Origin of the sequence: Amycolatopsis sp. NBC_01286 (assembly GCF_035982555.1) — a bacterium.
In the GTDB taxonomy this organism is placed as follows: domain Bacteria; phylum Actinomycetota; class Actinomycetes; order Mycobacteriales; family Pseudonocardiaceae; genus Amycolatopsis.
In genome coordinates, this window is the sequence record NZ_CP108428.1 from 2,980,133 (window position 1) to 3,004,878 (window position 24,746).

A 24,746-nucleotide genomic window follows, 5' to 3' on the forward strand; every position below is an offset into this window, starting at 1 on the left:
AGTCGTATGAACCGGAAGAGCGTGCTCAGGAACCCACTGCTGTGGATCGTCGCGGGGTTGCTGGCGTTGTTCGCGTACAACACGATCTTCGACAGCGATCGTGGGTACACCCAAGCACCCATCTCGGTGGCGAACTCCCAGATCACCACGAACAACGTCAAGGAAGCCAGCCTCGAGGACAAGGAACAGCAGGTCAAACTCCTGCTGAACAAACCTGTCGACGTCGATGGCCAGCAGACCACCCAGCTCATCGCGCAGTACCCGGCCAACGCGTCGCTTGAGATCTACGACAAGCTGCTGGCCGCGAAGAACGGCGATGGCGGGGTCAAGTTCACCACCAAGGTCACCCAGCAGGGTGTACTGACCCAGATCCTCATCTTCGCCATCCCGCTGGCCCTCGTGCTGGGCCTGCTGATGTGGATGATGAACAACGCCCAGGGCGGCGGCAACCGCGTCCTCAACTTCGGCAAGTCCAAGGCCAAGCAGCTGAACAAGGACATGCCCAAGACGACCTTCGGGGACGTCGCGGGTGCCGACGAGGCCGTCGAAGAGCTGTACGAGATCAAGGACTTCCTCCAGAACCCGGCGCGATATCAGGCGCTCGGCGCGAAGATCCCGAAGGGCGTCCTGCTCTACGGGCCACCCGGTACCGGCAAGACGCTGCTCGCGCGAGCTGTCGCGGGTGAAGCGGGCGTGCCGTTCTACACGATCTCGGGCTCGGACTTCGTCGAGATGTTCGTCGGTGTCGGTGCCTCCCGTGTGCGTGACCTGTTCGAACAGGCCAAGCAGAACGCGCCGTGCATCATCTTCGTGGACGAGATCGACGCGGTCGGCCGCCAGCGCGGTGCCGGCCTCGGCGGCGGCCACGACGAGCGCGAGCAGACGCTGAACCAGCTGCTCGTCGAGATGGACGGCTTCGACGCCCGCGGCGGCATCATCCTGATCGCGGCCACCAACCGGCCCGACATCCTGGACCCCGCGCTGCTGCGCCCGGGCCGCTTCGACCGGCAGATCCCGGTCTCCGCGCCCGACATGCGTGGCCGTCGCGCGATCCTCGAGGTGCACTCCAAGGGCAAGCCGATCGCGCAGGGCACCGACATGGGCAGCCTGGCCAAGCGGACCGTCGGCATGTCCGGCGCCGACCTGGCCAACGTGCTCAACGAGGCCGCACTGCTCACCGCCCGCAAGAACGGGCACGTGATCAGCGACGTCGAGCTGGAGGAGTCCGTCGACCGCGTCGTCGGCGGGCCCGCCCGCAAGAGCCGGATCATCTCCGAGAAGGAGAAGAAGATCACGGCCTACCACGAGGGCGGGCACGCGCTCGCCGCGTGGGCGATGCCGGACATCGAACCGGTCTACAAGCTGACCATCCTGCCGCGCGGCCGCACGGGCGGGCACGCGCTGCTCGTCCCGGAGGACGACAAGGACCTGATGACCCGCTCCGAGATGATCGGGCGGCTGGTCTTCGCGATGGGTGGCCGCACGGCGGAGGAGCTCGTCTTCCACGAGCCCACCACGGGCGCGTCCTCGGACATCGAGCAGGCGACGAAGATCGCCCGCGCGATGGTCACCGAGTACGGCATGAGCGCCCGTCTGGGCGCGGTCAAGTACGGCCAGGAGCAGGGTGACCCGTTCCTGGGCCGCTCGGCCGGCCGTCAGGCGGACTACTCGCTCGAGGTGGCGCACGAGATCGACGAGGAGGTGCGCAAGCTCATCGAGACCGCGCACACCGAGGCGTGGCACGTGCTCAACACCTACCGCGACGTGCTCGACGAGCTGGTCATCGAACTCCTCGAGAAGGAGACGCTGACCCGCAAGGACCTCGAGCGGATCTTCGCGACGGTCGAGAAGCGCCCGCACATCACCGTGTTCAACGAGTTCGGCGAGCGCACGCCGTCCGACAAGCCGCCCATCAAGACCCCGGGCGAGCTGGCGATCGAGCGCGGCGAGCCGTGGCCCCCGCCGGAGAAGGAGAAGCCGGTCCTGAAGCCGGAGCCGACCCCGGTCGGCACCGCCCAGGGCGCGGGCGACCTGCCCGGTGGTCCGCCGTACCCGGCGTCGGCACCGGACCCGAACGCCAACCCGTACGCCCCGCCGCCGCCGGGCGCCTACCCGAACGGCGGCCGCTCCTACGGCGGTCCCAACGGTGGCCCGAACGGCTCGTCCCACTGGCCGCAGAGCTACACCGGCCAGACGGGCGGCGGTGGCCCGGCGGGCCAGAGCGGCCCGCCGAACTACGGTGCCCCTCCGGGCTGGACCCCCGCGACCTCCCCCGGCGGCCAGCCGGGCCAGTCGTGGCGGCCCGGTGGCGAAGATCGTTCTCGCGAGCACGGCTGGTTCGCCGATCAAGCGGGCGGTAACCAGCAGCAGAGCGAGGGGGAACGACGTGACGTGGACGGACCAGAAAAGCCCCAGTGACGCCGACCGCCCGGTCTTCGACCAAGACCGGGCGGAGAAGGCGATCCACGAGCTTCTGCTGGCCTGCGGCGAAAACCCGGACCGGGACGGCCTGAAGGACACCCCGGCCCGGGTCGCCCGCGCGTACAAGGAGATGTTCGCCGGCCTGTACACCGAGCCCGACTCGGTGCTGGACAAGACGTTCGACGAGTCCCACGAAGAACTGGTGCTCGTCACGGACATCCCGATGTACAGCCAATGTGAACACCACCTCGTGCCCTTCCACGGCGTTGCGCACGTCGGGTACATCCCCAACGCGGGCGGCAAGGTCACCGGGCTCTCCAAGCTCGCGCGGCTCGTCGACCTCTACGCCAAGCGGCCCCAGGTTCAGGAACGCCTCACCTCGCAGGTCGCCGACGCGCTCGTGCGCAAGCTCGAGCCGCGGGGGGTCATCGTCGTGATCGAGGCCGAGCACCTGTGCATGGCCATGCGCGGCATCCGGAAGCCCGGCGCGCGCACGACCACCTCGGCCGTGCGGGGGCAGCTCAAGACCTCCGCTTCGTCACGGGCGGAGGCGCTCGACCTCATCAAGGCGCGTCGGTGAGCACGAACCTTCCCGCGCCGGGGCGGTGCGTCGTGATGGGCGTGCTCAACGTGACCCCGGATTCCTTTTCGGACGGTGGCCGCTACCTCGACGTCGATCAGGCGCTGGAGCACGCCCGGGCGATGTGGACGCGCGGGGCCGACCTGATCGACGTCGGCGGGGAGTCGACGCGGCCCGGGGCGTTGCGGGTGGACGCCGGGACCGAGCTGGCCCGGGTTCTCCCGGTGATCCGGACGCTCGCCGGTGAAGGCGTGGCCGTGTCGGTCGACACCACGCGTGCGGCCGTCGCCGCCGCGGCGCTCGAGGCCGGGGCGCACGTCGTCAACGACGTCTCGGGTGGGCTGGCCGATCCGGACATGGCGCGGGTCGCGGCCGAGTCCGGGGCGCCGTGGGTGCTGATGCACTGGCGGGGCCACAGCGAGGACATGCAGGCCCTCGCGCAGTACGAAGACGTCGTCGCCGAAGTCCGGTCCGAGCTGCTGTCCCGGGTGGACGACGCGCTCGCGGCCGGCGTGGCCGAGAGTGCGATCGTGCTCGATCCCGGGCTCGGCTTCGCGAAGAACGCCGAGCACGACTGGGCGTTGCTGCGGGGGCTGGACTCGGTGCTCTCCCTCGGTTTCCCGGTGCTCGTGGGAGCTTCGCGCAAACGGTTCCTCGGCCGGCTGCTGTCCGAAAATGACGGTACGCCGCGGTCGCCGGACGGCCGGGAGGACGCGACCGCGGCCATCTCGGCCCTGGCCGCGGCCGCCGGGGCCTGGGGCGTGCGGGTGCACGAGGTCGGGGCGTCGCTGGACGCGGTCGCGGTGGCCGCGGCGTGGTGGAAAGGTTCTCCGGATGTCTGACCGGATCACGTTGACCGGGTTGCGCGTGTTCGGCCACCACGGCGTGTTCGAGCACGAGAAGCGGGACGGCCAGGAGTTCGTCATCGACGTCACGGTGTGGCTCGACCTCGGGCCGGCCGCGGCGTCGGACGACCTGACCAAGACGCTGCACTACGGCGAGCTGGCCGAGCTGGCCGCCGGGATCGTCGCCGGTGAGCCGTACGACCTCATCGAGAAGGTCGCCGGCACGATCGCCGACGCGGTCATGCGGGACGAGCGGCTCGACGCGGTCGAGGTGACGGTGCACAAGCCGTCGGCGCCGATCCCGCTGACCTTCGACGACGTCGCCGTCACGGTCCGGCGCGACCGGTGAGCCGCGCCGTCCTTTCCCTGGGCTCCAACCTCGGCGACCGGCTCGGCTTCCTGAAGCTCGCGCTGGACGCCGTCCGGCCCGCGCTGGTCGCGGTGTCGAGCGTGTACGAGACGAAGGCGTGGGGCGTCGAGGACCAGCCGGACTTCCTCAACGCCGTCTGCGTCGTCGACGACCCGGGCCGCGACCACTGGGCGTGGCTGCGCACCGGCCAGGCCGCCGAGCAGGCGGCCGGGCGCGTGCGCGAGCTGCGGTGGGGGCCGCGGACGCTGGACGTCGACGTCGTCACGGTGAACGGCGTCACCTCCGCCGACCCGGAGCTGCTGCTGCCGCACCCGGGCACGCCGGAGCGCGCGAGCGTGCTGGTCCCGTGGCTGGAGATCGAGCCGGACGCGATCCTGCCCGGCCACGGCCCGCTCGCCACGCTGCTGGCCGCGCGTCCGGCGTCGGACGTCGGCTCGGTCCGGCGGACCGATCTCGACCTGAAGGCATAAAAGATCGGTGAACCGGGGGTGTCCGTTACCGCCCACCCCCGGTTCGTCGCCGAACTGCGGTCCTCGTGCGGTCAGCCGCGCAGGGCCGCGATCATGAACTGCACCGCCGGCTGGGCCGTCGGGACCGGGGGCCAGCCGTTGATGGTGGCCAGCAGCTGCCAGTAGCGCTCGGCCCGTGGGTCGCCGCTCGCGGCGAAGCGGTCCGCCATCTCCGTGCGGAACTCCGGCGACTTCGCGTCTTGGCCGGGGCGGGCGGTGGCCGTCGCGATGTCGGCCGCAAGCGTTTGCCCCGCCTCCGACGTCGGCGATTCTCCGGCCGCCACGGCCGCTTCGGCGCGGGAGACCCAGCCCGGCCAGTTCTGCTGCCAGGCGTCAGCGGGCGGGTGGAACTCGCCGTCCGCGATCTGCCGGGCCTGGGTTTCGCTCAGCTCGCGGATCAAGGTGCGGAACGACGGGTCCTGGACGAGCTCGGCGAACTCGATCCACGCCTCCAGCTGCTCGGGTGACGGGTCGTCGGGCAGCTCGGGCTTCCCGGCGCGCATCCGCGCGTAGAACTGCGGGTCGATCTCCAGCCCCGAGACCATCTCGTCCCAGAACTCGTCGACCAGCCGCTTGCGCTCCTCGTCGGACATCGACGCGAGACGGTTCATCAGGTTCACTTCCTCCAGCTCGGAATCACGCTTGGCCACCGCGCGCAGCACCGCCCGGCGCAGCCGCAGCCGCCGGATCTGCTCGTCGAGCGCCTCGACGTGCCGGTTCGCCAGCTCGCCGACCGTCGCGGAGCGCGACAGGGCGGCTTCGACGTCGGCGAGGCCGAGACCCAGCTCGCGCAGGGTGCGGACCAGCTCCAGCCGGGCCATGGCCGTGGCGTCGTAGAGCCGGTAGCCGGCGTCCGTCCGGTCGGTCGGGGGCAGCAGGCCCTCGTCCGAGTAGAACCGGATGGTCTTGACCGGCAGGCCCGTGCGCCTGGCCAGCTCGCCGATGGTGAAGATCGCGGTGGTACCCACAAGACGCATGGTGAACTCTCCAGTCGGTGGAGAGTCAAGGCTAGGCGCGGGTCCGGGTGCGCGGGGGCGAGCCCCGGTACGGTTGGCACATGCACTTCACCCGGCCTCGCGACCTGGTGGTGGCCGGGGTACTCGGCCTGGTCCTCGGCTACCTGCTCTTCCAGATGGCCTACGGTTCGCTGCCCCAGCTGCCGCTGCTCGCCGGCGTCACGTTCGCGGTGCTGGCCGTGATCGAGGCCGTGCTCGCGTTCCGGGTCCGCTCCCGGATCAGGAACGGCCGCGTCCTTGCCGCTATCGGGATCGCCCGATCGGTGGCGCTGGCGAAGGCTTCGTCACTCGCCGGCGCGTTCATGACGGGTGCTTGGCTGGCGGCGCTCGCCTACCTTTTTCCCCGACGTGACGAACTCGTCGCCGCGGTCCTCGACACCCGGGCCGCGGTGGTCGGCGTGGTGTCCGCGGCACTGCTGGTAGCAGCGGGTTTGTGGCTCGAACACTGCTGCCGGACCCCGCGCGACCAGCCCCGTGAACGGACCCGCGGGACGACCGGTTAGCGCTCGAATCCCACCGCTCGCTGGACCGAGTAGGTCTCGTTCGGATTACGAGCAGGTACGGTGTCAGTCATGACCGGCGTGGGTGACGACTCGCGCGGCCGCCTTCTGGGTAGGCCGTGGCTTGTTGTCGGATTCGTCCTCGCCATCGGAGCCACCCTCGCACTGGTGCTCAGCAACGATCTCAAGTACCTCAGACTCGGGATCGTCGCCGCCCTCTGGGCTGCCCTGATCGGCGCGTTCCTCGCCGTGAAGTACCGCAAGCACGCGGCACAGAGCGAGGACGCGGTCTCCGAGGCGCAGGCTGTGTACGAGTTGGAGCTGGAACGCGAGATCGCGGCCCGGCGCGAGTACGAACTGGAGGTGGAGGCGGAGAACCGCACGACGGCCGACTCCCGCGGCCGCGAGGAGCTCGAGGCGCTGCGCGTCGAAGTCTCAGCGCTGCGCGACAGCCTCCAGTCGCTGTTCGGCGGTGAGGTGCTGCTCGAACGCGTCGCGCTGACCGCGCAGGCGACCCGCATGCGCAAGGTGTCCGACGACAACCGGATGATCCCCGACGGCGCCCCGAAGAAGAAGCCGGCGCAGCTGATGGCCGCGAAGAAGCCCGTTCCCGAGGGCGGCGAACGGCCGACCGAGCTGATCGACCGCGTGCTCGACGAGCGCCGCCGCAAGGCGTCGAACGGCAAGCCCGCGAACGGCAAGGGGTTCGGCGGCAAGGGCAAGGGGTTCGGCGGCAAGCCGGGCACCGGCCCGAAGGCCCCGGCCAACGTCAACGCCCAGAGCACCCAGCAGATCGCCCGGCCGAAGCCGCTGAGCGACCGCCGTCCGCCCGTGCCGGAGGTCGACCCGGCGCTGAACGCCGCGCAGCGCGAGCTGAAGGCCGCCGAGCTGCGCGCCGAGGCGGCCCGCCGCCAGGCCGAGTCGCAGCCGATGCGGCTGCCGGACCCGGCCGAGGTCGCCAAGCAGCCCGAGCGCCGTCCCGAAGCCCCCGCCGAGCCGACGCGCCGGGAGATGCCGCGGACCCCCGACCCCAGTGCCGAGGTCCGCCGCCCGGAGCCGAAGACCGAGATCCGCCGTCCCGAGCCGCCGCCCGCGCGCCGCGCGGAGATCTCGCGCTCGGAGATGCGGCCCGTCGAGATGTCCCGCCCCGACATCCCCCGCGTGGAGATGTCGCGTCCGGACATCCCGCGTGTCGAGATGTCGCGGTCCGACCTGCCCCGCGTCGAGCGGCAGCGGCCCGCCGAGCGGTCGCGCCAGGAGATGCGGCCCGCCGAGATGTCCCGGCCGGACCTGCCGCGCGTCCCCAACCCGAACGGCGCGCGCCCCGATCCGCGGAAGGCGCCCGAGCCCCCCGCACGCCCGCTCCAGGGCCGTTCGGCGGCCAGTGTGCCGCCGCCGAAGCCGTCCGAGATGTCCCGGTCGGACATCCGGCCGGTCGAGCGCCCGGTGGCCGACCTGAGCGCGGCGTTCCAGAACCGCGACGACTTCGCCGAGCGGCAGCGGCCCAACCGGCCGAAGCCGCCGGAGCCGAAGCCCGCCGACCGCAAGCCGCCGATGCCGCGGGACGCCACGGCATCGCGCACCGACCTGCCCGCGGTACCCAGGCGGGATCCGGCCGGCTCGCGGATCGATCTGCCTGCCGTGCCGCGGCGCGATCCGGCCGGGTCGCGCACCGACCTGCCCGCCGTGGCGCGCCGGGACCCGGCCGGGTCCCGGACCGACCTCCCGGTCGTCCCGATGACGATGCCGGTGCCCAGTGCCGGTCCGCCGTCGCGGACCAACCTGCCGCCCGTCGTGCCGCCGACCACGCCGGTGCCGGCCGCCGACGGCCGACGTCCGTCGCGCCTCGAGCAGTTCTCGCGGCCCGACATGTCGCCGATCCTCGACGAGCCGCCGTCCCGGCACGGTTCGCACGGTTCGCACCGCGCTCCCACGGAGGCGGCGGCCCAGGCCGAGGCGCCGGTGAACCCGACGCTGCCGGAGTCGATGCGCAGCTTCCAGGGCCGTTCCACCGGCGGCGGTCGCCGCCGGAAGCCGGACGACTCGCAGGTGATGCCCGCCGTGCCCCCGCCGCCGCCCGAGCCATCGGGTGGCCGCCGGCGCCGTCCGGACGGCGAACCGCCGGCCTGGGAAGGCATGGTCGCCGAACGCGCGTCCATGTCGCGGCGCAACATGACGCCGGTCGACCCGGCCGACCTCGAGCGCAACGGCACCGGCCAGAACGGCACCGGGCAGCACGGCAACGGCCAGAACGGCAACGGGCAGAACGGGAACGGCCAGAACGGCCACAGCAACGGGAACGGCAACGGCCAGGCCCCGCGCAACGGCCACCGTTCCACCGAGGTGCCGGGCAGCGGGTCGCACAACACCGGCCGGTCGGTCAGCGAGCTGCTGGCGGCCAACGGCGGCACCGGTTCGACCCCGCGCCGCAGGCGGCGTGCCGAGGACTGAGGCGAGCCGGGTGGTGGCCGCGACGGCCCCGCCGGGCCACACCCGGGGTTCGCATTCCGGTCCGTGTCCGGTCTGCGTAGGGTGACCCGCTGTGAGCGGAACCCTCTCGCCCGCGACGGGACTCGATCGCGGACGGCGGCCTCGCCGGATCACCGTGCTGCTGCCGGTGCTCGGGCTGATCGTGGTCGCCCTGTGCGGCCTGTTCCTGTTCGGCCTGGCGACGGCGCGGGTCGGCCCGCTGGCCGTCACCATCGGTGTGCTGGCCGCCCTGGTGCCGGTCGCCGGGGTGGTGGCGGGCTTCCTGTGGGTCGACCGCTGGGAGCCCGAGCCGGCGAAGTTCCTGCTGCTGGCCTTCGCCTGGGGCGCCTGCATCGCGACGATCACCGCGCTGCTCATCAACACCACCGCCGAGGCGGTCGGTGACGAGCTGCTCGGCAAGGGCAGCGGCAACACCGTCGCCGCGCTGGTGTCCGCGCCGGTCGTCGAAGAGGCCGCGAAGGCGCTCTTCGTGGTCCTCATCCTGTGGCGCCGCCGCAGCGAGTTCGACGGCGTCGTGGACGGTGTCGTCTACGCCGGGTTCAGCGCGGCCGGGTTCGCCTTCACCGAGAACATCTACTACTTCGGCCGGGCCTTCTACGACTACGGCTTCGGCGACGGGCACAGCCAGGGCGTCATCACGGCGTTCTTCCTGCGCGGCGTGCTCGCGCCGTTCACGCACCCGCTGTTCGCGGTGCTCACCGGCATCGGGATCGGCATCGCCGCCCGGACGACGACCAAGGCGCTGCGGATCATCGCGCCGGTCGCCGGGTACCTGGCCGCGGTCTGCCTGCACGCGCTGTGGAACAGCGCCGCGCTGCTGGGCGGGTCGAAGTTCCTGACCGTGTACTTCCTGATCATGCTGCCGCTGTTCCTCGGCGTGGTCTACCTGGTCATCCTGCAGCGACGGCGGGAGCAGCGGATCATCGAAGCCGCTCTGCCGCACATGGCCGCGGCGCGGTGGATCGCGCCGTCGGAGGTCGAGCTGCTGGCCAGCCTGCCCGGCCGCCGCGCTTGGCGCCGTCAGGCGAAACGCCAGTCCGGCAAGCAGGCCGCGAAGGCCGTCGCCGTGTACCAGGCCAGCGTCACGGAGCTCGCGTTCCTGGACCGCCAGGAGCTGCACACCGCGCTCGACCGGCAACGTCAGCAAGAGCTGCTGCGCACGCTCAAGGCCGCTCGTGCCGAAGCCACCCGGCTTGCCCAGGAAGCGCCACAAGGGTGAACCGGTCCGGGTGAAGCTTGTCACCCGGGCTCAACGGTCCACGCTCAGCCGAGTTAGTCTCGCGCCGTCGTCCGGTACCCGGAGCGGGACTGGAACGAGAGCAGAGGGAGTCTGCCAACCATGAGCGTCCACAGGCGCACGCCATGATGAGACCTGCTCGCCTCGCGGTCGGGGTCGTTTCCGCCGGCCGGGTGGGCAGTGTGCTCGGTGCTGCCCTGGCCCGGGCGGGCCACACGGTGGTCGCCGCGTCCGGCCTGTCCGCCGCGTCGCTGGCCCGCGCCGAACGCCTCCTCCCCGACGTGCCCATCCTGCCGCCCGACGAAACCGTCCGCCGGGCTGACTTGGTCGTGCTCGCCCTCCCCGACGACGCGCTGGCCGGCATGGTCCGCGGCCTGGTCGCCACCAAGTCGCTGCGGCCGGGCCAGATCGTCGTGCACACCTCCGGCGCGCAGGGCATCGACGTCCTGGCGCCCGCGGCCGAGGCCGGGGCGCTCCCGCTGGCCCTGCACCCGGTGATGACGTTCACCGGCCGCGCGGAGGACCTCGAGCGGCTGGCGGCGTGCAGCATCGGCGTCACGGCGATGGCCGACGACGAAGCGGCGTGGAACGTCGGCGAAGCGCTGGCCGTCGAGATGGGTGCCGAGCCGGTGCGCATCCCCGACTCCGCGCGAGCGCTCTACCACGCTGCGTTGACCCACGGCGCGAACCACCTGATGACGCTGGTCGCGGACTGCGCGGAAGTCTTGCGCGAAGCGGGAATCGGGCATTCCGAACGCCTGGTCGCACCACTGCTTTCGGCCGCGTTGGATAATGTGCTCCGACACGGCGACCGCGCGCTCACCGGCCCGGTCGCCCGTGGCGACATCGGCACCGTCCGCAAGCACCTCGAGGTGCTGGGGGACCGGGCGCCGGACGTCGCACCGGCCTACCGCGCGCTGGCCAAGCGCACGGCGGAGCGTTCCGTGGCCGCCGGGCTGCTCGACACCGCGGCCGCCAAGGAACTCACCGACCTCCTCGACGATCCCGCCGAAGGGCATCCAGACCAGTGACCACACCGAAATTCAGCCGCGGCACCCTGAACACCTTCGCCTCGCCCGAGCAGATGAGCCAGGTCAGCCGGGCCCTGCACGGCGTCGGGCGCAAGCTGGCGCTCGTGCCGACCATGGGCGCGCTGCACGCCGGGCACCGCGAGCTGATCCGCCGCGCCAAGCGGCTGCCGAACAACGTCGTGGCCACCTCGATCTTCGTCAACCCGCTGCAGTTCGGCGAGGGCGAGGACTTCGCGGCCTACCCGCGTCCGCTGGAGGCCGACCTGGCCGTGCTGGACGAGGACGGCGTCGAAATCGCCTTCACCCCGGCCGCCGACGCGCTGTACGCCGAGGGCGCCGCCGTCACCGTGCACCCCGGTCCGCTCGGCGACGAGCTCGAAGGCGTCGTCCGGCCCGGCCACTTCGCCGGCGTACTGACCGTCGTGGCGAAGCTGTTCAACCTGCTCCGTCCGGACTACGCGCTCTTCGGCGAAAAGGACTACCAGCAACTGGTCCTGATCAAGCGGATGGTGCGCGACCTGAACATCGGCACGCACGTGATCGGCGTGCCGACCGTGCGTGAACGCGACGGGCTCGCGCTGTCGTCGCGCAACGTCTACCTCACGCCTGAGCAGCGTGAGGACGCCATCGTCCTGTCAGCCGCCCTCACCGCGGGGGCGTTCGTCGGCCGGGACGGGGCGGAAGCGGTCCTCGAGACCGCGTGGAAGACCCTCGCCGCGCGGCCCGCGGTCGAGGTGGATTACCTGGAGTTGAGGGGAACCGACCTCGGGGCCGCGCCCGTCGATGGTGAAGCACGACTGTTGATCGCGGCCCGGGTGGGGAGTACCCGGCTGATCGACAACGTCCCGGTGTTGCTCGGTGCGGCGGTTGACCACCCAGCGCAGCCGGAGCGGGACGCAGGGGAATAGGAGTCCACGATGTACCGCACCATGCTCAAGTCGAAGATCCACCGGGTCACCGTCACCCAGGCCGACCTGCACTACGTCGGCTCGGTCACCGTCGACGAAGACCTGATGGAGGCCGCGGACCTGCTGCCGGGGGAACAGGTGTCCATTGTGGACGTCACCAACGGCTCGCGGCTGGAGACCTACGTCATCAAGGGGGAACGCGGCAGCGGCGTGCTCGGCATCAACGGCGCCGCGGCCCACCTGGTGCACCCCGGTGACCTGGTCATCCTGATCTCGTACGGTCAGATGGAGGACGCCGAGGCCGCGACGTACGAACCGCGCGTGGTGTTCGTCGACGCGGACAACCGGATCGTCCACCGGCACACCGATCCCGGCCACGCACCGGAGGGTTCCGGGCTGCTCAGTGGCACGGTGACCCTGCCGGAGGAGGAGACGGCGATCTTCCCGGTGGCCGAGACGGCGGACGCCCGCCGGCTCGACGCGTTGCTGCACGCGGAAAGCTGACCCGCTTGCTGCTCACCGTCGACGTCGGCAACACGAACATCGTGCTAGGGCTCTATTCCGGCACCGAGCTCGTGGGCGACTGGCGCATGCGCACCGACGCGCGGATGACCGCCGACGAGCTCGCGCTGACCGTGCGCGGGCTACTCGGCCCGCACGCGGATGACGTCACGGGGATCAGCGCGTTGTCGACGGTGCCGGCGGTGCTGCGCGAACTGCGGGTGATGCTTTCGCGCTACTACGCGAAAGTGCCGAAGATCGTCGTCGAGCCGGGGGTGCGCACGGGCGTGCCCCTGCTCGTCGACAACCCGAAGGAAGTGGGCGCGGACCGGCTGGCGAACACGCTGGCCGCGCACCACCTGCACAGCGACACGGCGTGCGTCGTCGTCGACTTCGGCACGTCGACCAACGTGGACGCGATCTCGGCCCGCGGCGAGTTCCTGGGCGGCGCGTTCGCCCCCGGGATCGAGATCTCGGTCGACGCGCTGGCCGCGCGCGCGGCGGCGCTGCGGAAGGTCGAGCTGGTGCCGCCGCGGTCGGTGATCGGCAAGAACACGGTGGAGTGCCTGCAGTCGGGCATCCTGTACGGCTTCGCGGGCCAGGTCGACGGCCTGGTCCGCCGGATCGTCCGCGAGCTGTCCCCGGGCGGCCGGGAACCGGTGGCGGTGCTCGCCACCGGTGGCCTGGCGCCGCTGGTGATCAGCGAGTCGGAGACGATCACGGACCACGTCCCGGACCTGACCCTGCTCGGGCTGCGCCTGGTCTACGAGCGCAACATCCGCCCTTAGCCCCGCGCCAGGCGCCGGCGTTCGAGAACGTAGCCCAGCGCCGTCACGGCCAGTGCCGGGAACGCGATCACCGCCTGCGGGAACTTCGCCGTCCCCGGCGGGTCGACGGCCTTCGAGCCCGGGTAGGCCAGCGCCGAGATCTGCGTCAGCCAGTACAGCGAAGCCAGCGCGGCGCCGGCGTCGAGCCCCTCCCGGGACGAGGGTGCCCGCCAGAGCTGCCACAGGCTCGTGACGCCGAGCGCGAGCCCGAGGCTCATCGTCTGGCCGTTGTGGAACTTCGCGTGCGGTGGCCAGGCCGGGTTCTTCACGTGGGTCTCGTTCCAGTCGGCCCGGTAGGGGCCGGCCGCGGTCACGAGCGACGTCAGGGAGATCAGTGCCCGGCCCCAGGATTTGGTACGCATGGGGTCCAGTCTGGAACCTCCAGTTTGCTGGAGGTCAAGGTAAAGCTTCAGCGGCGCCGGCTGCGGAACGTCCAGGTGATCAGCGGCAGGTCGAACTCGCCGGACGACGTCGCGGGATTCGTCTCCAGGAAGTGGCGGACGCGGGCGACCAGCGGCGCGGACTCCGCCGGGTCCGAGATGATCACGCGTGAATAGGTCTGCAGCGTTTCGAGCAGGCTCTCCGCCGTCCGCCGGTGGGCGTGGTGGAAGCGATGGCTCTCGAACGTCGTGAACGCCGGGTGGGTGGCCGGTTGCCGATCGCCGTCGGCGGCCGGGCGGCGCCGGCCCATGCTCGCGCTTTCGGTGAACTCCGCCACCCACGGCACCGATTCGTCCTCGTAGTTCCACATCGGCACGAACACCCCGCCCGGGCGCAGCACCCGCGCCATTTCGGTCATCGCGGGCCCGACGTCGAACCAGTGGAACGCCTGGCCGACGAAAATCGCGTCGACGGCCGCGTCGGGCAGCGGGATCCGTTCCGCGCTGCCGGCCAGCGCCGTCACCGCCGGCAGCAGGCGGGACAGTTCGGCCAGCATTTCCGGGTCGGGTTCGACGGCGGTGACGTCGAGGCCGAGGTCGACCAGGGTCGCCGTGACCTTGCCGGTTCCGGCGCCGAGATCGAGCACCCGCCGAGGGGTGCCGTCCGCTCCGGCGAGGCCCCACTCGATGGCTTCCCGCGAGTAGCCGGGCCGGTGCTCGGCGTACGCGCCGGCGCGCGAACCGAAGGAAGCGGCTTGCCGGGCGCGGATGTCCGCTGTGGGATCACTCACCGGCCCAGGTTAATGGACGGAAAGGAAAGGTAATCCGGTTGGCGTAGCGCCAGGTGAGGTTCGTACCCTATGGGCCATGACCGAAAACCCCGCGTCCACCAGCGACCCCGCCGAAGACGAACTGCCCGAGCAGATGCGGGTGCGCCGGGAGAAGCGCGACCGGATCATCGCCGAAGGGATCGATCCGTACCCGGTGGAGGTGCCCCGCACGCACTCGCTCGCCGAGGTGCGCGCGTCCCATTCCGGCCTGCCGGCCGACACCGCCACCGGCGATCTGGTCGGCGTCACCGGCCGGGTGATGTTCCTGCGCAATACGGGCAAACTGTGCTTCGCGAGCCTTCGCGAGGGCGACGGCACCGAACTGCAGGCGATGATCAGCCTGGCGAAGGTCGGCGAAGACGCGCTCGCGGCGTGGAAGTCCGACGTCGACCTGGGCGACCACGTCTTCGTGCACGGTGAGGTCATCACCTCCAAGCGCGGCGAGCTTTCGGTGATGGCCGACAGCTGGCGGCTCACGTCGAAGTCGCTGCGCCCGCTCCCGGTGGCCCACAAGGAGCTCGCCGAGGAGACGCGGATCCGGCAGCGCTACGTCGACCTCATCCTGCGCCCGCGCGCGCGGGACGTCGTGCGCACGCGCGCCGGCGTCGTCCGGTCGCTGCGGGAGTCGTTCCACCGGCGCGGGTACACCGAGGTCGAGACGCCGATGCTGCAGACGCTGCACGGCGGCGCCGCGGCCCGCCCGTTCGTCACGCATTCGAACGCTTTCGACCTGGAGCTCTTCCTGCGGATCGCGCCGGAGCTCTACCTCAAGCGCTGCGTCGTCGGCGGCATCGAGAAGGTTTTCGAGATCAATCGCAACTTCCGGAACGAGGGCAGCGACTCGTCGCACTCGCCGGAGTTCGCGATGCTGGAGTACTACGAGGCGTACGCCACGTACGACACCAATGCCGTGATGACCCGCGAGCTGATCCAGGAAGCCGCACAGGCGGTCTTGGACACCCAGGTCGTCACCCTGCCCGACGGTTCGGAGTACGACCTCTCCGGCGAATGGACCACACTCGGAATGTACGAGTCGTTGTCCGATTCCCTCGGCGAAGAGGTGACGCCGGAGACCCCCGCCGCCAAACTGCACGGATTCGCGCAGGCCAGGGGCTTGGAAGTGGATCCGAAGCTCACGCACGGCAAGCTGGTCGAGGAACTGTGGGAACACCTCGTCGGAGATCACCTGCACGCCCCGACGTTTGTGCGTGATTTTCCGCTGGAGACGTCGCCATTGACCAGGCAGCACCGCTCGCGGGCCGGTGTGGCCGAGAAGTGGGACCTCTACGTGCGCGGATTCGAACTCGCCACCGGATACTCCGAGCTGGTCGATCCGGTCGTCGAACGGGAACGGCTCACCGAACAGTCCAGGCTGGCGGCACAGGGCGATAGCGAAGCCATGCGGCTGGATGAAGATTTCCTCCGGGCACTTGAGTACGGAATGCCACCGAGCGGCGGGGTCGGAATGGGGATCGACCGGCTGCTGATGGCGCTGACCGGTCTCGGTATCCGGGAGACGATCCTCTTCCCGCTCACCCGGCCCGAATAACCCGGCCGTGTGAGTTGTCTACTGGTTATCTCAATGAGATTTGCGCTGTCACCCGGAAGCGGGTACTAATGTACAGACAAAGTCTTCTGTGCGGGGCACGCCCCGTAACCAGATCATTGAGTAAGCCCCCGCAGGAGGAAACAGATGGCACAGAAGGTGCTCGTCTCGCTGGTCGACGACCTCGACGGCAGTGAGGCGGAAGAGACCGTCGAGTTCGGTTTGGACGGCATCAGCTACCAGATCGACCTCTCCTCGGAAAACGCCGAGGAGCTCCGGGACGCGCTCGCGCAGTATGTCGAGCACGCCCGCCGCGCCGGTGGTCGCAAGCGCGCTTCCGTGCGTCCGGTCGCGGGTGGCAAGGGCTCCGCTCGCCCGGCCGCCGTCGACCGTGAGCAGAACCAGGCCATTCGGTCCTGGGCGCGCAAGAACGGGTACGCGGTTTCGGACCGGGGCCGGATCCCCTCCGAGGTCGTCGAGGCCTACCACAAGAAGAACTGACGCGGGGTTTGCGGGACTGGGGCCGCCGGGCGAATTCGCCCGGCGGCTTTCTTCATGTCCGGTGACTGTCCGGCACCGCTCCGGGGCCGGTCCGGGCCGTTCGGGCGTACTCGCCGGGCGACTGACCGGTCACCGCCGCGAAATCACGGATGAAGTGCGACTGGTCGCTATAGCCCAGCCGAGCCGCCAGTCCGGCGTAATCCACTGGTCCTTCGGTGGCGATCCGGTGCGCGGCGTCGTTGAGCCGGTATATCCGGATCGCCCACTTGGGTGCGCATCCGACGTGTTCGGCGAACAGCCGTTGCAGTGAGCGGGTGGTTAGTCCAGTATCGGTGCAGAGCTGTGCCACCCGGGTAATTCCCGGATCCCGCGCGATTGATTCGACCGCGGCCGCGGCTTCTCGTGCCGCCGGTCGGAGTACCGCCGCATTTGCGATCAGCAAGTTGTCGATCGCACCGACCATTTGCGCGTCGTCCGGCGCGGTCCGCACCGATTCCGCGGCTTCGCGGGCCTTCGCGCCGAAAACGTCCGTGAGCGGGACGGCGCGGTCGGCGATGTCACTCACGGGGCCGTCGAGGAACGCGCGGAAGCACCCGGGCCGGAATCGCACGCCGAGGCCCTGCACCCGGCCTTCCAGCCGATGTGAAAAGACTTCACGACCTGGTCCGTACACCCCGGAAGCGGTGGGGAAGAACGTCGCGTGCACCGCGAGGTTCGGCAGCACGCGCTGCTCGTGCGGCGGATTGCCGCGCCGGTCCCAGTGCAGCACCCAGTGGTAGTCGACGCATTCCGCCAGTTCGGGCGCCGGCGGGTACCGGGTCAAGGTGAACATCGTGCGGGCGGTGGCCGCGGCCACGATGCCCTGCGGGATCCGGTGTTCCACCACGGCTCAACGGTAACTGTCGCGTTCTTTCAAGACGCCGCCGCGGCGGGGCCGTTTTGATCTCGGCATGACTGCCGAGTTGATGCGCCCCGCCGCGGCCGAGTTCCTGAGCGTCGCGCTGGCCGTGGACGACCTGAGCGCCCCGACGCCGTGTGCCGGCTACGACGTCTCCGGACTGCTGAACCACCTTCTTTACTGGGGCCCGTGGCTCATCGCCGCGGGCCGGCGCGAGGAGCCGCCGTCGCCAGGAGCGAGCGAGGTCGGCGCGGGGCTGGTGACGGCCGGCTGGGCGGCCGCGCTGGAGAAGCAGACGGAGACGCTGGTGGAGATCTTCGAGGAGGCCCCGGCGTGGACCGGCACGACGAAGCTGGGCACGGCCGAGCTGCCCGGGGCGGTGCTCGGCGACATGGTCCTGGGCGAGTTCGTCCTGCACGGCTGGGACCTGGCCCGGGCGAGCGGCCGACCGCTGCACTGCGCGCCCTCCGCGGCGACGGCGGTCCTGGAGTCCGCGCGGGCGATGGGCGAGCAGGCGCGCGCGATGGGCGTCTACGGCCCGGAGGTACCGGTTCCGGCGGAGGCGGCTGTGTTGGACCGTGCGCTCGGGGCGGCGGGCCGTGATCCGTCGTGGGGCCGCTGAGCGGAGGTCCTGGGCGCTGCGTGCTGTCTGTGGCCCTGGCTGCGCTGAGCACCGGCCCTGCCCGGCTGTCCGGCTGGCCGCTGCCCGCCGCCCGGCCGTCCGGCTGGCCGCGGCCTTGGTCGCGCTGAGCGTCGGCCTTGCCCGCTGCCCGGCTGTCCGCTGCCCTGGCCTGGCCTGGCCTGGCCTGGCCTGGCCTGCTGAGTGTCGGCCCTGCTCGGCTGTCCGCGGGCCGTGGCTGCCCGGAGCGTTGTCCACGGCCCTGGCCCCGCTGAGCGTTTGTCCACAGCCCGGCCTGGATGTGGACAACTCCGGCGCTCGGGCGGCGATTCGGGCTTTTCGTCCTACCCCGCCGATAGACTGGGTCGGGGCCGTCCCCCCGGGGATGGGTGGGGGGCGCCGTCAGGCGCCGGAGGGCCGGAACAGCATCGGACGTTGCCGGGGGCTAGCGGGCGCAGGTTCGGGGGCAGCCGTCGCACTCGGACTCGGCCGGGAGCAGGTACGAGAAGCAGCAGCTCTCGCGGCGGCGGGTCCACTCGCGGTGGCCGTCCGCCCCCTCCGCCAGCCGTAGGGTCGATGCCGACGTCAGTGGCGGGTAGACCGTGTCCAGCACCAGGGCCGCGTCGGCGACGCCCGCGCCTTCGGCCTCCGCGGTGCCTCCTTGGCGGCCCGCCCACCAGAGCGAGTTCTCCAGCGCGTCGGTCGCCGCGGCCCAGAGCATGCGGCGGCCCAGCCTGCTGACCGGGGCGTACGCCTGGACGAACTTGGCCGCGTGGGCCAGGTAGTGGGCCCGCAGCACCGCCGCGAGGGTTCGCTCGTCGCGGACGACCGTCGCCTCCGGGCGGGCTGATCCCGGGTCCGTCGGGAGGCAGTAGAAGTCGTCGCCGAGCACGGCCATGCCGTCCGGGTGCGGGCGGTCGTCGGCCAGCCGGAACGCCAGCTCGCCGGGCTTCAGCGAGGGCACCCGGCGCTCGTGGTGCAGCAGCAGCGCGCCGACGTACGCCGGGACGTGAAGGTACCAGGTCATCACGTAGCTGGCCGTGGTCCGCGCCGGCGCGGCGTCGTGCTCGCGCAGCAGCCAGTCGCCCAGCAGGCCGCGCCACTCGTCGAAGTACGCCGGCGTCTCCAGCAGCTCCGAACAGCGGATCCAGCCCACCGGGACGTCACGCCGCAGTTCGTTGCGTTCCTGCAGGCCGGAGACCCGCAGGAGCGACGACGCGAGGCCGTCGCCGACCTCGCGTGCGTCACGGAAGGACCGCTGCTGGTTCAACCGCGGCCCTCCTAGCGCCGTGGGGATTAGGCCTGCCTAACCTTACAGGCTTTCCGTTACTGCGCCAATCGGGTGGCCGGTCTCACGGGTCTCCCATGTTGCGGACCTGTTCGCGTTGAGCGGACACCGCGCGGATGGCGGAATCCGGGTGGCCGTCCGCACGTTGGGGTTGACGTAAAGGTGCAGGGCAACCTGATGATGGGATGCGCCCGGAGTGCTCCACGTCCGGGTGCGAAAAAGACCGCGAACAGCCGTAGTGGTACGCCAGCGCTACCAGTTGGCTACTAGAGTGGTCTCACGGTGCTGAATCCATCGCGGTGAAAGCACGGATGGATAACGGGCCGCCGGCGCAGCAGTCGAGGGAGTGCACATGTTTGAGAGGTTCACCGACCGCGCGAGGCGGGTGGTCGTTCTGGCTCAAGAAGAAGCCAGGATGCTCAACCACAACTACATCGGCACCGAGCACATCCTCCTGGGTCTGATCCACGAGGGTGAGGGTGTCGCCGCCAAGGCGCTGGAGTCGCTGGGCATCGCCCTGGAGGGCGTGCGCCAGCAGGTCGAAGAGATCATCGGCCAGGGCCAGCAGGCGCCGAGCGGGCACATCCCGTTCACGCCGCGGGCGAAGAAGGTGCTGGAGCTGTCGCTGCGCGAAGCGCTGCAGCTCGGCCACAACTACATCGGTACCGAGCACATCCTGCTGGGCCTGATCCGCGAGGGCGAAGGCGTCGCCGCGCAGGTGCTGGTCAAGCTGGGTGCGGACCTGAACCGCGTCCGCCAGCAGGTCCTGCAGCTGCTCTCGGGCTACCAGGGCAAGGAGTCCACCGAAACCGGTTCCGGCGGTCGCGGTGAAGGCACCCCGTCGTCGTCGCTGGTGCTGGACCAGTTCGGCCGCAACATGACCGTGCTCGCCCGCGAGGGCAAGCTCGACCCGGTCATCGGGCGCGGCAAGGAGATCGAGCGGGTCATGCAGGTCCTGTCCCGCCGGACCAAGAACAACCCGGTGCTCATCGGCGAGCCCGGCGTCGGCAAGACCGCCGTCGTCGAGGGCCTCGCGCAGAGCATCGTCAAGGGCGAGGTGCCCGAGACGCTCAAGGACAAGCAGCTCTACACGCTTGACCTGGGCTCCCTGGTCGCCGGCTCCCGCTACCGCGGTGACTTCGAAGAGCGTCTGAAGAAGGTGCTCAAGGAGATCAAGACCCGCGGCGACATCATCCTGTTCATCGACGAGCTGCACACGCTGGTCGGGGCGGGTGCCGCCGAGGGTGCGATCGACGCGGCTTCGATCCTGAAGCCGATGCTCGCCCGCGGTGAGCTGCAGACGATCGGCGCGACCACCCTCGAGGAGTACCGCAAGTACATCGAGAAGGACGCCGCGCTCGAGCGCCGGTTCCAGCCGATCCAGGTCGGCGAGCCGTCGCTGGAGCACACCATCGAGATCCTCAAGGGCCTGCGTGACCGGTACGAGGCGCACCACCGCGTCTCGATCACCGACTCGGCGCTGGTCGCCGCCGCGACCCTGGCGGACCGGTACATCAACGACCGGTTCCTCCCGGACAAGGCGATCGACCTGATCGACGAGGCCGGCGCCCGGATGCGCATCCGCCGGATGACCGCGCCGCCGGACCTGCGCGAGTTCGACGAGAAGATCGCGAACGTCCGTCGCGACAAGGAGTCCGCGATCGACGCGCAGGACTTCGAGCGGGCCGCCCGCCTGCGTGACGAGGAGAAGACCCTCCTCGGCCAGAAGGGCGAGCGGGAGAAGCAGTGGAAGGACGGCGACCTCGACGTCGTCGCCGAGGTCGACGACGAGCAGATCGCGGAGGTGCTGGCCAACTGGACCGGCATCCCGGTGTTCAAGCTGACCGAGGAGGAGACCACCCGGCTGCTGCGCATGGAGGAAGAGCTCCACAAGCGCATCATCGGCCAGGAGGACGCGGTCAAGGCCGTCTCGCAGGCGATCCGCCGTACGCGTGCCGGTCTGAAGGACCCGAAGCGCCCGTCGGGCTCGTTCATCTTCGCCGGCCCGTCCGGTGTCGGTAAGACCGAGCTGTCCAAGGCGCTGGCGGCGTTCCTGTTCGGCGAGGACGACGCGCTCATCCAGATCGACATGGGCGAGTTCCACGACCGCTACACCGCGTCGCGGCTCTTCGGTGCCCCTCCGGGCTACGTCGGCTACGAAGAGGGTGGCCAGCTGACCGAGAAGGTGCGGCGCAAGCCGTTCTCGGTGGTCCTCTTCGACGAGATCGAGAAGGCGCACCAGGAGATCTACAACACGCTCCTGCAGGTGCTGGAAGACGGCCGCCTGACCGACGGTCAGGGTCGCACGGTCGACTTCAAGAACACGGTCCTCATCTTCACGTCCAACCTGGGCACTTCGGACATCTCGAAGTCCGTCTCGCTCGGGTTCGCCGGCGGCAACGACGTCAGCACGAAGTACGAGAAGATGAAGCAAAAGGTCAACGAGGAAATGAAGAAGCATTTCCGCCCGGAGTTCCTGAACCGGATCGATGACATCATCGTGTTCCACCAGCTGACCAAGGAACAGATCATCATGATGGTCGATCTGATGATCGGCCGCGTGGAGAAGCAGCTCAAGGCCAAGGACATGGAGCTGGAGCTGACCGAGAAGGCGAAGTCCTTGCTCGCGAAGCGCGGCTTCGACCCGGTGCTGGGTGCCCGGCCGCTGCGCCGCACCATCCAGCGCGAGATCGAGGACCAGCTGTCGGAGAAGATCCTCTTCGGCGAGGTCGAGGCCGGCCAGATCATCCTGGTCGACGTCGAAGGCTGGAGCGGCAACCCCGAGGACAAGGACGACCAGGCGAAGTTCACCTTCCGCGGTGAGCGCCGGCCGTCCTCGATCCCGGACGCCCCGCCGGTCAGCATCGGCGCCGGCCACGAAGAGAACGGCGGCGAAGCCGAAGGCGAGTGATCGCCTGAACGCTTGAAGGTCGAGTAGTACGCCGGAAGGGCGGTTCCCGTTGGGAGCCGCCCTTCTTGCATGTCCGGGCTCTGGTCCCCGGCGCGTTTGTGCTGGCGGAAACTTGCGAAGCGGAGAGGAGCACTGAGCGATGAGCCGATCTTGGCGGGAAGTCAAGGCGGACAAGCTCGCGATCGACCGCGAAGCTGGCCGTGACGTAGATGTCGCCCACGCGGCGGGGCGCGAGGCTACCCAGGTGTACGTAGACGACCATGACGTCACCGTTTCCGCGAGCCAGCGGGGCCAGCGGGACCAGCGCGACGCCTGCGCCTGATCGAGGCACCGCGGGCGCATGAGACGATGCCCGCGGGCCTTGGGAGGGGACGCCGCGTGGATGTTTTGTCGATCGACTTCGGGACTTCCAGTACGGTCGGCGTGCTCTCCGCTTTCGGGCGGGGGCCGCGGGCCATCGAGGTTGATGGGTCCGTCACCATGTCCTCCGCGGTCTTCCTCAACGATGACGGTCTGCTCATCGTCGGGCAGGACGCCGAACGTGGTGGGCGGCTCGATCCCAGCCGGTTCGAGGCCAATCCCAAGCGGCGGATCGACGAAGGCATCTTGCAGCTCGGCGAAACCAGCGTCCGGATCACCGACGCCTTCGCCGCCGTCCTGCGGCGGATGGGTGAGGAAGCCGGGCGGCAGCTGGGACGGCTGCCCGGGCAGACGCGGATCTCGCACCCCGCCGGCTGGGGTGCGGCGCGGCAGGAAGTCCTGCGGATCGCCGCCGCTGACGCCGGGCTCGTCGATGTGCGGCTGGTTCCCGAACCGGTGGCCGCCGCGGCGCACTACGGGAGTCTCGGCAACCGCGACACCGGGCCGATCGGGGTTTACGACCTCGGGGCCGGCACCTTCGACTGCGCCGTCGTCGGCATGTCCGCGCAGGGCTTCGCCGTGCTCGCCGAGGACGGCCTGCCCGACCTGGGCAGCCTCGACATCGACCAGGCGCTGCTCGTCCACATCGGCCGCTCGGTGTCGCACGCCGATCCGGCGCAGTGGCAACGCCTGCTGCGCCCGCAGACGACGGCCGACCGCCGCCTGCGGCGTGCGTTGCTCCAGGATGTCCGTGACGCCAAGGAAAGCCTCTCCCGCCACCCGCAGACCGACGTGCCGATGCCCGAGCCGTTCGGCGACGTCCTCGTCAGCCGTGCGGAGCTCGAGGCGCTCGTGCGGCCGAGCCTGCTGCGCAGCGCCGAACTGCTCGCCGCGACCATCCACCGCGCCGGCCTGAACCCCGCGCAGCTCGCCGGCGTCTACCTGGTCGGCGGGCCGAGCCGGATGCCGTTGCTGGCCGGGCTGCTCGGCCGCCAGCTCGGCGTCGTGCCGACCACGCAGGACCAGCCTGAGACGGCCGTCGCGTTCGGGCTGCACCACGTGCCGCTCGGCACGAGCGACCCGAACCTCACCGTGCCCGCGTTCGCGCCGGTCCGCCCGCCCGCGGCCCCGCCGCGCCCGCAACCCTGGCCGCAGCAGGCCTTCCGCCCACCGCAGCCACCACCGGAACCCCGGCCGGGCAAGAAGAAACCGCTGCTGATCGCGGCCGCACTGCTCGTCGTCGTCGCGATCGTGGTGACCGTGGTCCTGCTCGCGACCCGCACCGACGCCGCCGAGTCCACAGTGGACTGCACGAGCACGGCGCAACGCGACCAGGCCGGGTTCACCGGCTGCCTGCGGTCGCTCGCCGGGACGGTGCCGGACCGCGTCGCGTGCCGGCCGTCCGACAGCGTGGCCAGGATCGTGCACGCGCAAACCGCTGTCACGTGCGGTTTCCCGGGCGGGTCCGGCAAGAGCAGCGCTGTCACCTACTACCAGGGCCTGACCGTCGACGCCTTCGAGGCGGGCGCGAAGCTGCAGATGGGCGAGGGCACCGTCGTCCGCGGGACCTGGGACGGCGGCGGGCTGCACGGCCGGTACGTCGCCGGCGTCGGCACCCTCGCCGGGATCGTGCTCTTCGGCGCGGACGGCCGTGACGCGGCCGCGCTCTACGTCTCGATCGACTTCACGGACCGCGACCGCCGCACCGAAGACCTCGTCGCGTACTTCACCGGCGACCTCAAGCCGGCCTGACTCACCGGCCGGGTGGGCCCGACGTCACGGAGCGGCGGCCGGGCAGGAACCGGATCCCCACCAGCCACGGCCAGAGAGCCTGCAGCAGGCCGGAAACCACGGCCAGCAGGAGGATCCGGTAGTCACCGAGGGCGCCCGTCACGTTGTAGACGACCAGCAGCGGCACCTGGGTGATGAGCGCGGACACCACGGCCTGCAACTGCGGCCAGATCCGGGCCACCATCAGCGCGGCCAGGGTGAGCAGGGCCGAGCCGCCGGACGCGGCCCACAGGACGAACACACCGAGCGCGCTCTGGTTGACCATCGCGCAGAAGCCTTCGACGGCGTCGGCGCACATGGTGTCGTAACGGTGGCCGGCCCACACCCAGAGCGCGCCGGTGCCCGCGCCGCCGCCCAGGGCCGCGAGGACCACCACGAGCACCGCCC

General features: G+C 70.7%; 23 protein-coding genes. 17 read left to right on the forward strand and 6 right to left on the reverse strand.

Annotation, left to right across the window (positions count from 1 at the left end):
* The first annotated feature begins 6 nt into the window (after window positions 1-6).
* From ftsH to folK, 5 genes are read left to right on the forward strand one after another with little or no spacing between them, the layout of a single operon-like run.
* Window positions 7-2,418 carry an ATP-dependent zinc metalloprotease FtsH gene (ftsH, locus tag OG570_RS14545; protein ID WP_326944931.1) on the forward strand — a complete coding sequence of 804 codons (2,412 nt, stop codon included), beginning with the start codon at window positions 7-9 and terminating at the stop codon, window positions 2,416-2,418.
* A complete protein-coding gene (gene folE / locus OG570_RS14550; protein WP_326956921.1) occupies window positions 2,387-3,001 on the forward strand; it encodes a GTP cyclohydrolase I FolE in 615 nt (204 codons plus the stop codon). The genes ftsH and folE overlap by 32 nt, the downstream gene beginning before the upstream one ends.
* Before the next feature lie 35 nt (window positions 3,002-3,036).
* On the forward strand, window positions 3,037-3,843 hold the full coding sequence (gene folP / locus OG570_RS14555) for a dihydropteroate synthase (RefSeq protein ID WP_326960030.1): 807 nt from the start codon (window positions 3,037-3,039) through the stop codon (window positions 3,841-3,843).
* The gene (folB, locus tag OG570_RS14560; protein ID WP_326944930.1) at window positions 3,836-4,195 is read left to right on the forward strand and encodes a dihydroneopterin aldolase; all 360 of its coding nucleotides are present in this window, start codon (window positions 3,836-3,838) and stop codon (window positions 4,193-4,195) included. Before folP ends, folB begins: the two co-directional genes overlap by 8 nt.
* Window positions 4,192-4,686 carry a 2-amino-4-hydroxy-6-hydroxymethyldihydropteridine diphosphokinase gene (gene folK, locus OG570_RS14565; protein ID WP_326956924.1) on the forward strand — a complete coding sequence of 165 codons (495 nt, stop codon included), beginning with the start codon at window positions 4,192-4,194 and terminating at the stop codon, window positions 4,684-4,686. Before folB ends, folK begins: the two co-directional genes overlap by 4 nt.
* Before the next feature lie 71 nt (window positions 4,687-4,757).
* On the opposite strand, the gene OG570_RS14570 is transcribed toward folK, so the two are convergent.
* Complete coding sequence (locus OG570_RS14570) at window positions 4,758-5,693, reverse strand: helix-turn-helix domain-containing protein (protein ID WP_326956926.1); 936 nt, start codon at window positions 5,691-5,693, stop codon at window positions 4,758-4,760.
* An 89-nt stretch (window positions 5,694-5,782) separates the two neighbouring features.
* Here OG570_RS14570 and OG570_RS14575 point away from each other — a divergent pair, with 89 nt between their 5' ends.
* The 7 genes from OG570_RS14575 (at window position 5,783) to OG570_RS14605 (ending at window position 13,196) form a co-directional block, all read left to right on the forward strand.
* The gene (locus OG570_RS14575) at window positions 5,783-6,244 is read left to right on the forward strand and encodes a DUF3180 domain-containing protein (RefSeq protein ID WP_326956929.1); all 462 of its coding nucleotides are present in this window, start codon (window positions 5,783-5,785) and stop codon (window positions 6,242-6,244) included.
* A gap of 69 nt (window positions 6,245-6,313) precedes the next feature.
* The gene (locus OG570_RS14580; RefSeq protein ID WP_326956931.1) at window positions 6,314-8,692 is read left to right on the forward strand and encodes a DUF6779 domain-containing protein; all 2,379 of its coding nucleotides are present in this window, start codon (window positions 6,314-6,316) and stop codon (window positions 8,690-8,692) included.
* 154 nt (window positions 8,693-8,846) lie between these two features.
* On the forward strand, window positions 8,847-9,950 hold the full coding sequence (locus OG570_RS14585; RefSeq protein WP_326951690.1) for a PrsW family intramembrane metalloprotease: 1,104 nt from the start codon (window positions 8,847-8,849) through the stop codon (window positions 9,948-9,950).
* Window positions 9,951-10,039: 89 nt separating this feature from the next.
* Window positions 10,040-10,999, forward strand: a complete 960-nt coding sequence (locus tag OG570_RS14590) for a Rossmann-like and DUF2520 domain-containing protein (protein ID WP_442788317.1) — start codon at window positions 10,040-10,042, stop codon at window positions 10,997-10,999.
* Window positions 10,996-11,907: a pantoate--beta-alanine ligase gene (gene panC / locus OG570_RS14595; protein WP_326956935.1), complete on the forward strand. Its 912-nt coding sequence runs from the start codon at window positions 10,996-10,998 to the stop codon at window positions 11,905-11,907. The genes OG570_RS14590 and panC overlap by 4 nt, the downstream gene beginning before the upstream one ends.
* Before the next feature lie 9 nt (window positions 11,908-11,916).
* A complete protein-coding gene (gene panD, locus OG570_RS14600) occupies window positions 11,917-12,411 on the forward strand; it encodes an aspartate 1-decarboxylase (protein ID WP_326944925.1) in 495 nt (164 codons plus the stop codon).
* Window positions 12,412-12,416: 5 nt separating this feature from the next.
* A complete protein-coding gene (locus tag OG570_RS14605) occupies window positions 12,417-13,196 on the forward strand; it encodes a type III pantothenate kinase (protein ID WP_326944924.1) in 780 nt (259 codons plus the stop codon).
* On the opposite strand, the gene OG570_RS14610 is transcribed toward OG570_RS14605, so the two are convergent.
* Both OG570_RS14610 and OG570_RS14615 read right to left on the reverse strand, forming a co-directional pair.
* Window positions 13,193-13,597 carry a DUF6640 family protein gene (locus OG570_RS14610; protein ID WP_326956937.1) on the reverse strand — a complete coding sequence of 135 codons (405 nt, stop codon included), beginning with the start codon at window positions 13,595-13,597 and terminating at the stop codon, window positions 13,193-13,195. The two genes, OG570_RS14605 and OG570_RS14610, sit on opposite strands and share 4 nt — an antisense overlap.
* A gap of 47 nt (window positions 13,598-13,644) precedes the next feature.
* Window positions 13,645-14,406 (reverse strand): class I SAM-dependent methyltransferase, encoded by a 762-nt coding sequence (locus OG570_RS14615; RefSeq protein WP_326956940.1) that lies wholly within the window; start codon window positions 14,404-14,406, stop codon window positions 13,645-13,647.
* A 76-nt stretch (window positions 14,407-14,482) separates the two neighbouring features.
* Here OG570_RS14615 and lysS point away from each other — a divergent pair, with 76 nt between their 5' ends.
* Together lysS and OG570_RS14625 are read left to right on the forward strand one after the other, a co-directional pair.
* Complete coding sequence (gene lysS, locus OG570_RS14620; RefSeq protein ID WP_326944921.1) at window positions 14,483-15,994, forward strand: lysine--tRNA ligase; 1,512 nt, start codon at window positions 14,483-14,485, stop codon at window positions 15,992-15,994.
* Window positions 15,995-16,138: 144 nt separating this feature from the next.
* Window positions 16,139-16,492 carry a histone-like nucleoid-structuring protein Lsr2 gene (locus OG570_RS14625; RefSeq protein WP_247058791.1) on the forward strand — a complete coding sequence of 118 codons (354 nt, stop codon included), beginning with the start codon at window positions 16,139-16,141 and terminating at the stop codon, window positions 16,490-16,492.
* A gap of 52 nt (window positions 16,493-16,544) precedes the next feature.
* Here OG570_RS14625 and OG570_RS14630 read toward each other — a convergent pair whose 3' ends face one another.
* Window positions 16,545-17,378, reverse strand: coding sequence for a helix-turn-helix domain-containing protein (locus tag OG570_RS14630; RefSeq protein WP_326956942.1), 834 nt, complete (start codon window positions 17,376-17,378; stop codon window positions 16,545-16,547).
* Between the two features lie 64 nt (window positions 17,379-17,442).
* Here OG570_RS14630 and OG570_RS14635 point away from each other — a divergent pair, with 64 nt between their 5' ends.
* On the forward strand, window positions 17,443-18,012 hold the full coding sequence (locus tag OG570_RS14635) for a TIGR03086 family metal-binding protein (RefSeq protein ID WP_326956944.1): 570 nt from the start codon (window positions 17,443-17,445) through the stop codon (window positions 18,010-18,012).
* Between the two features lie 442 nt (window positions 18,013-18,454).
* Here the strand turns inward: OG570_RS14635 and OG570_RS14640 are convergent, their stop codons facing one another.
* Window positions 18,455-19,279, reverse strand: coding sequence for a (2Fe-2S)-binding protein (locus OG570_RS14640; RefSeq protein WP_326944918.1), 825 nt, complete (start codon window positions 19,277-19,279; stop codon window positions 18,455-18,457).
* Between the two features lie 370 nt (window positions 19,280-19,649).
* On the opposite strand from OG570_RS14640, the gene OG570_RS14645 reads away from it, so the two are divergent.
* Together OG570_RS14645 and OG570_RS14650 are read left to right on the forward strand one after the other, a co-directional pair.
* On the forward strand, window positions 19,650-22,208 hold the full coding sequence (locus OG570_RS14645; protein ID WP_247058787.1) for an ATP-dependent Clp protease ATP-binding subunit: 2,559 nt from the start codon (window positions 19,650-19,652) through the stop codon (window positions 22,206-22,208).
* 378 nt (window positions 22,209-22,586) lie between these two features.
* Window positions 22,587-24,320, forward strand: coding sequence for an Hsp70 family protein (locus OG570_RS14650; protein ID WP_326956946.1), 1,734 nt, complete (start codon window positions 22,587-22,589; stop codon window positions 24,318-24,320).
* A 1-nt stretch (window position 24,321) separates the two neighbouring features.
* Here OG570_RS14650 and OG570_RS14655 read toward each other — a convergent pair whose 3' ends face one another.
* Complete coding sequence (locus tag OG570_RS14655; protein WP_326956948.1) at window positions 24,322-24,741, reverse strand: hypothetical protein; 420 nt, start codon at window positions 24,739-24,741, stop codon at window positions 24,322-24,324.
* Window positions 24,742-24,746 lie beyond the last annotated feature (5 nt).

Coding starts and splice junctions, on each gene's coding strand:
- ftsH (WP_326944931.1), top strand. CDS start 7: ATGAACCGGAAGAGCGTGCTCAGGAACCCACTGCTGTGGATCGTCGCG.
- folP (WP_326960030.1), top strand. CDS start 3,037: ATGGGCGTGCTCAACGTGACCCCGGATTCCTTTTCGGACGGTGGCCGC.
- folB (WP_326944930.1), top strand. CDS start 3,836: ATGTCTGACCGGATCACGTTGACCGGGTTGCGCGTGTTCGGCCACCAC.
- OG570_RS14575 (WP_326956929.1), top strand. CDS start 5,783: ATGCACTTCACCCGGCCTCGCGACCTGGTGGTGGCCGGGGTACTCGGC.
- OG570_RS14580 (WP_326956931.1), top strand. CDS start 6,314: ATGACCGGCGTGGGTGACGACTCGCGCGGCCGCCTTCTGGGTAGGCCG.
- panD (WP_326944925.1), top strand. CDS start 11,917: ATGTACCGCACCATGCTCAAGTCGAAGATCCACCGGGTCACCGTCACC.
- OG570_RS14610 (WP_326956937.1), bottom strand. CDS start 13,597: ATGCGTACCAAATCCTGGGGCCGGGCACTGATCTCCCTGACGTCGCTC.
- lysS (WP_326944921.1), top strand. CDS start 14,483: ATGACCGAAAACCCCGCGTCCACCAGCGACCCCGCCGAAGACGAACTG.
- OG570_RS14625 (WP_247058791.1), top strand. CDS start 16,139: ATGGCACAGAAGGTGCTCGTCTCGCTGGTCGACGACCTCGACGGCAGT.
- OG570_RS14635 (WP_326956944.1), top strand. CDS start 17,443: ATGACTGCCGAGTTGATGCGCCCCGCCGCGGCCGAGTTCCTGAGCGTC.
- OG570_RS14645 (WP_247058787.1), top strand. CDS start 19,650: ATGTTTGAGAGGTTCACCGACCGCGCGAGGCGGGTGGTCGTTCTGGCT.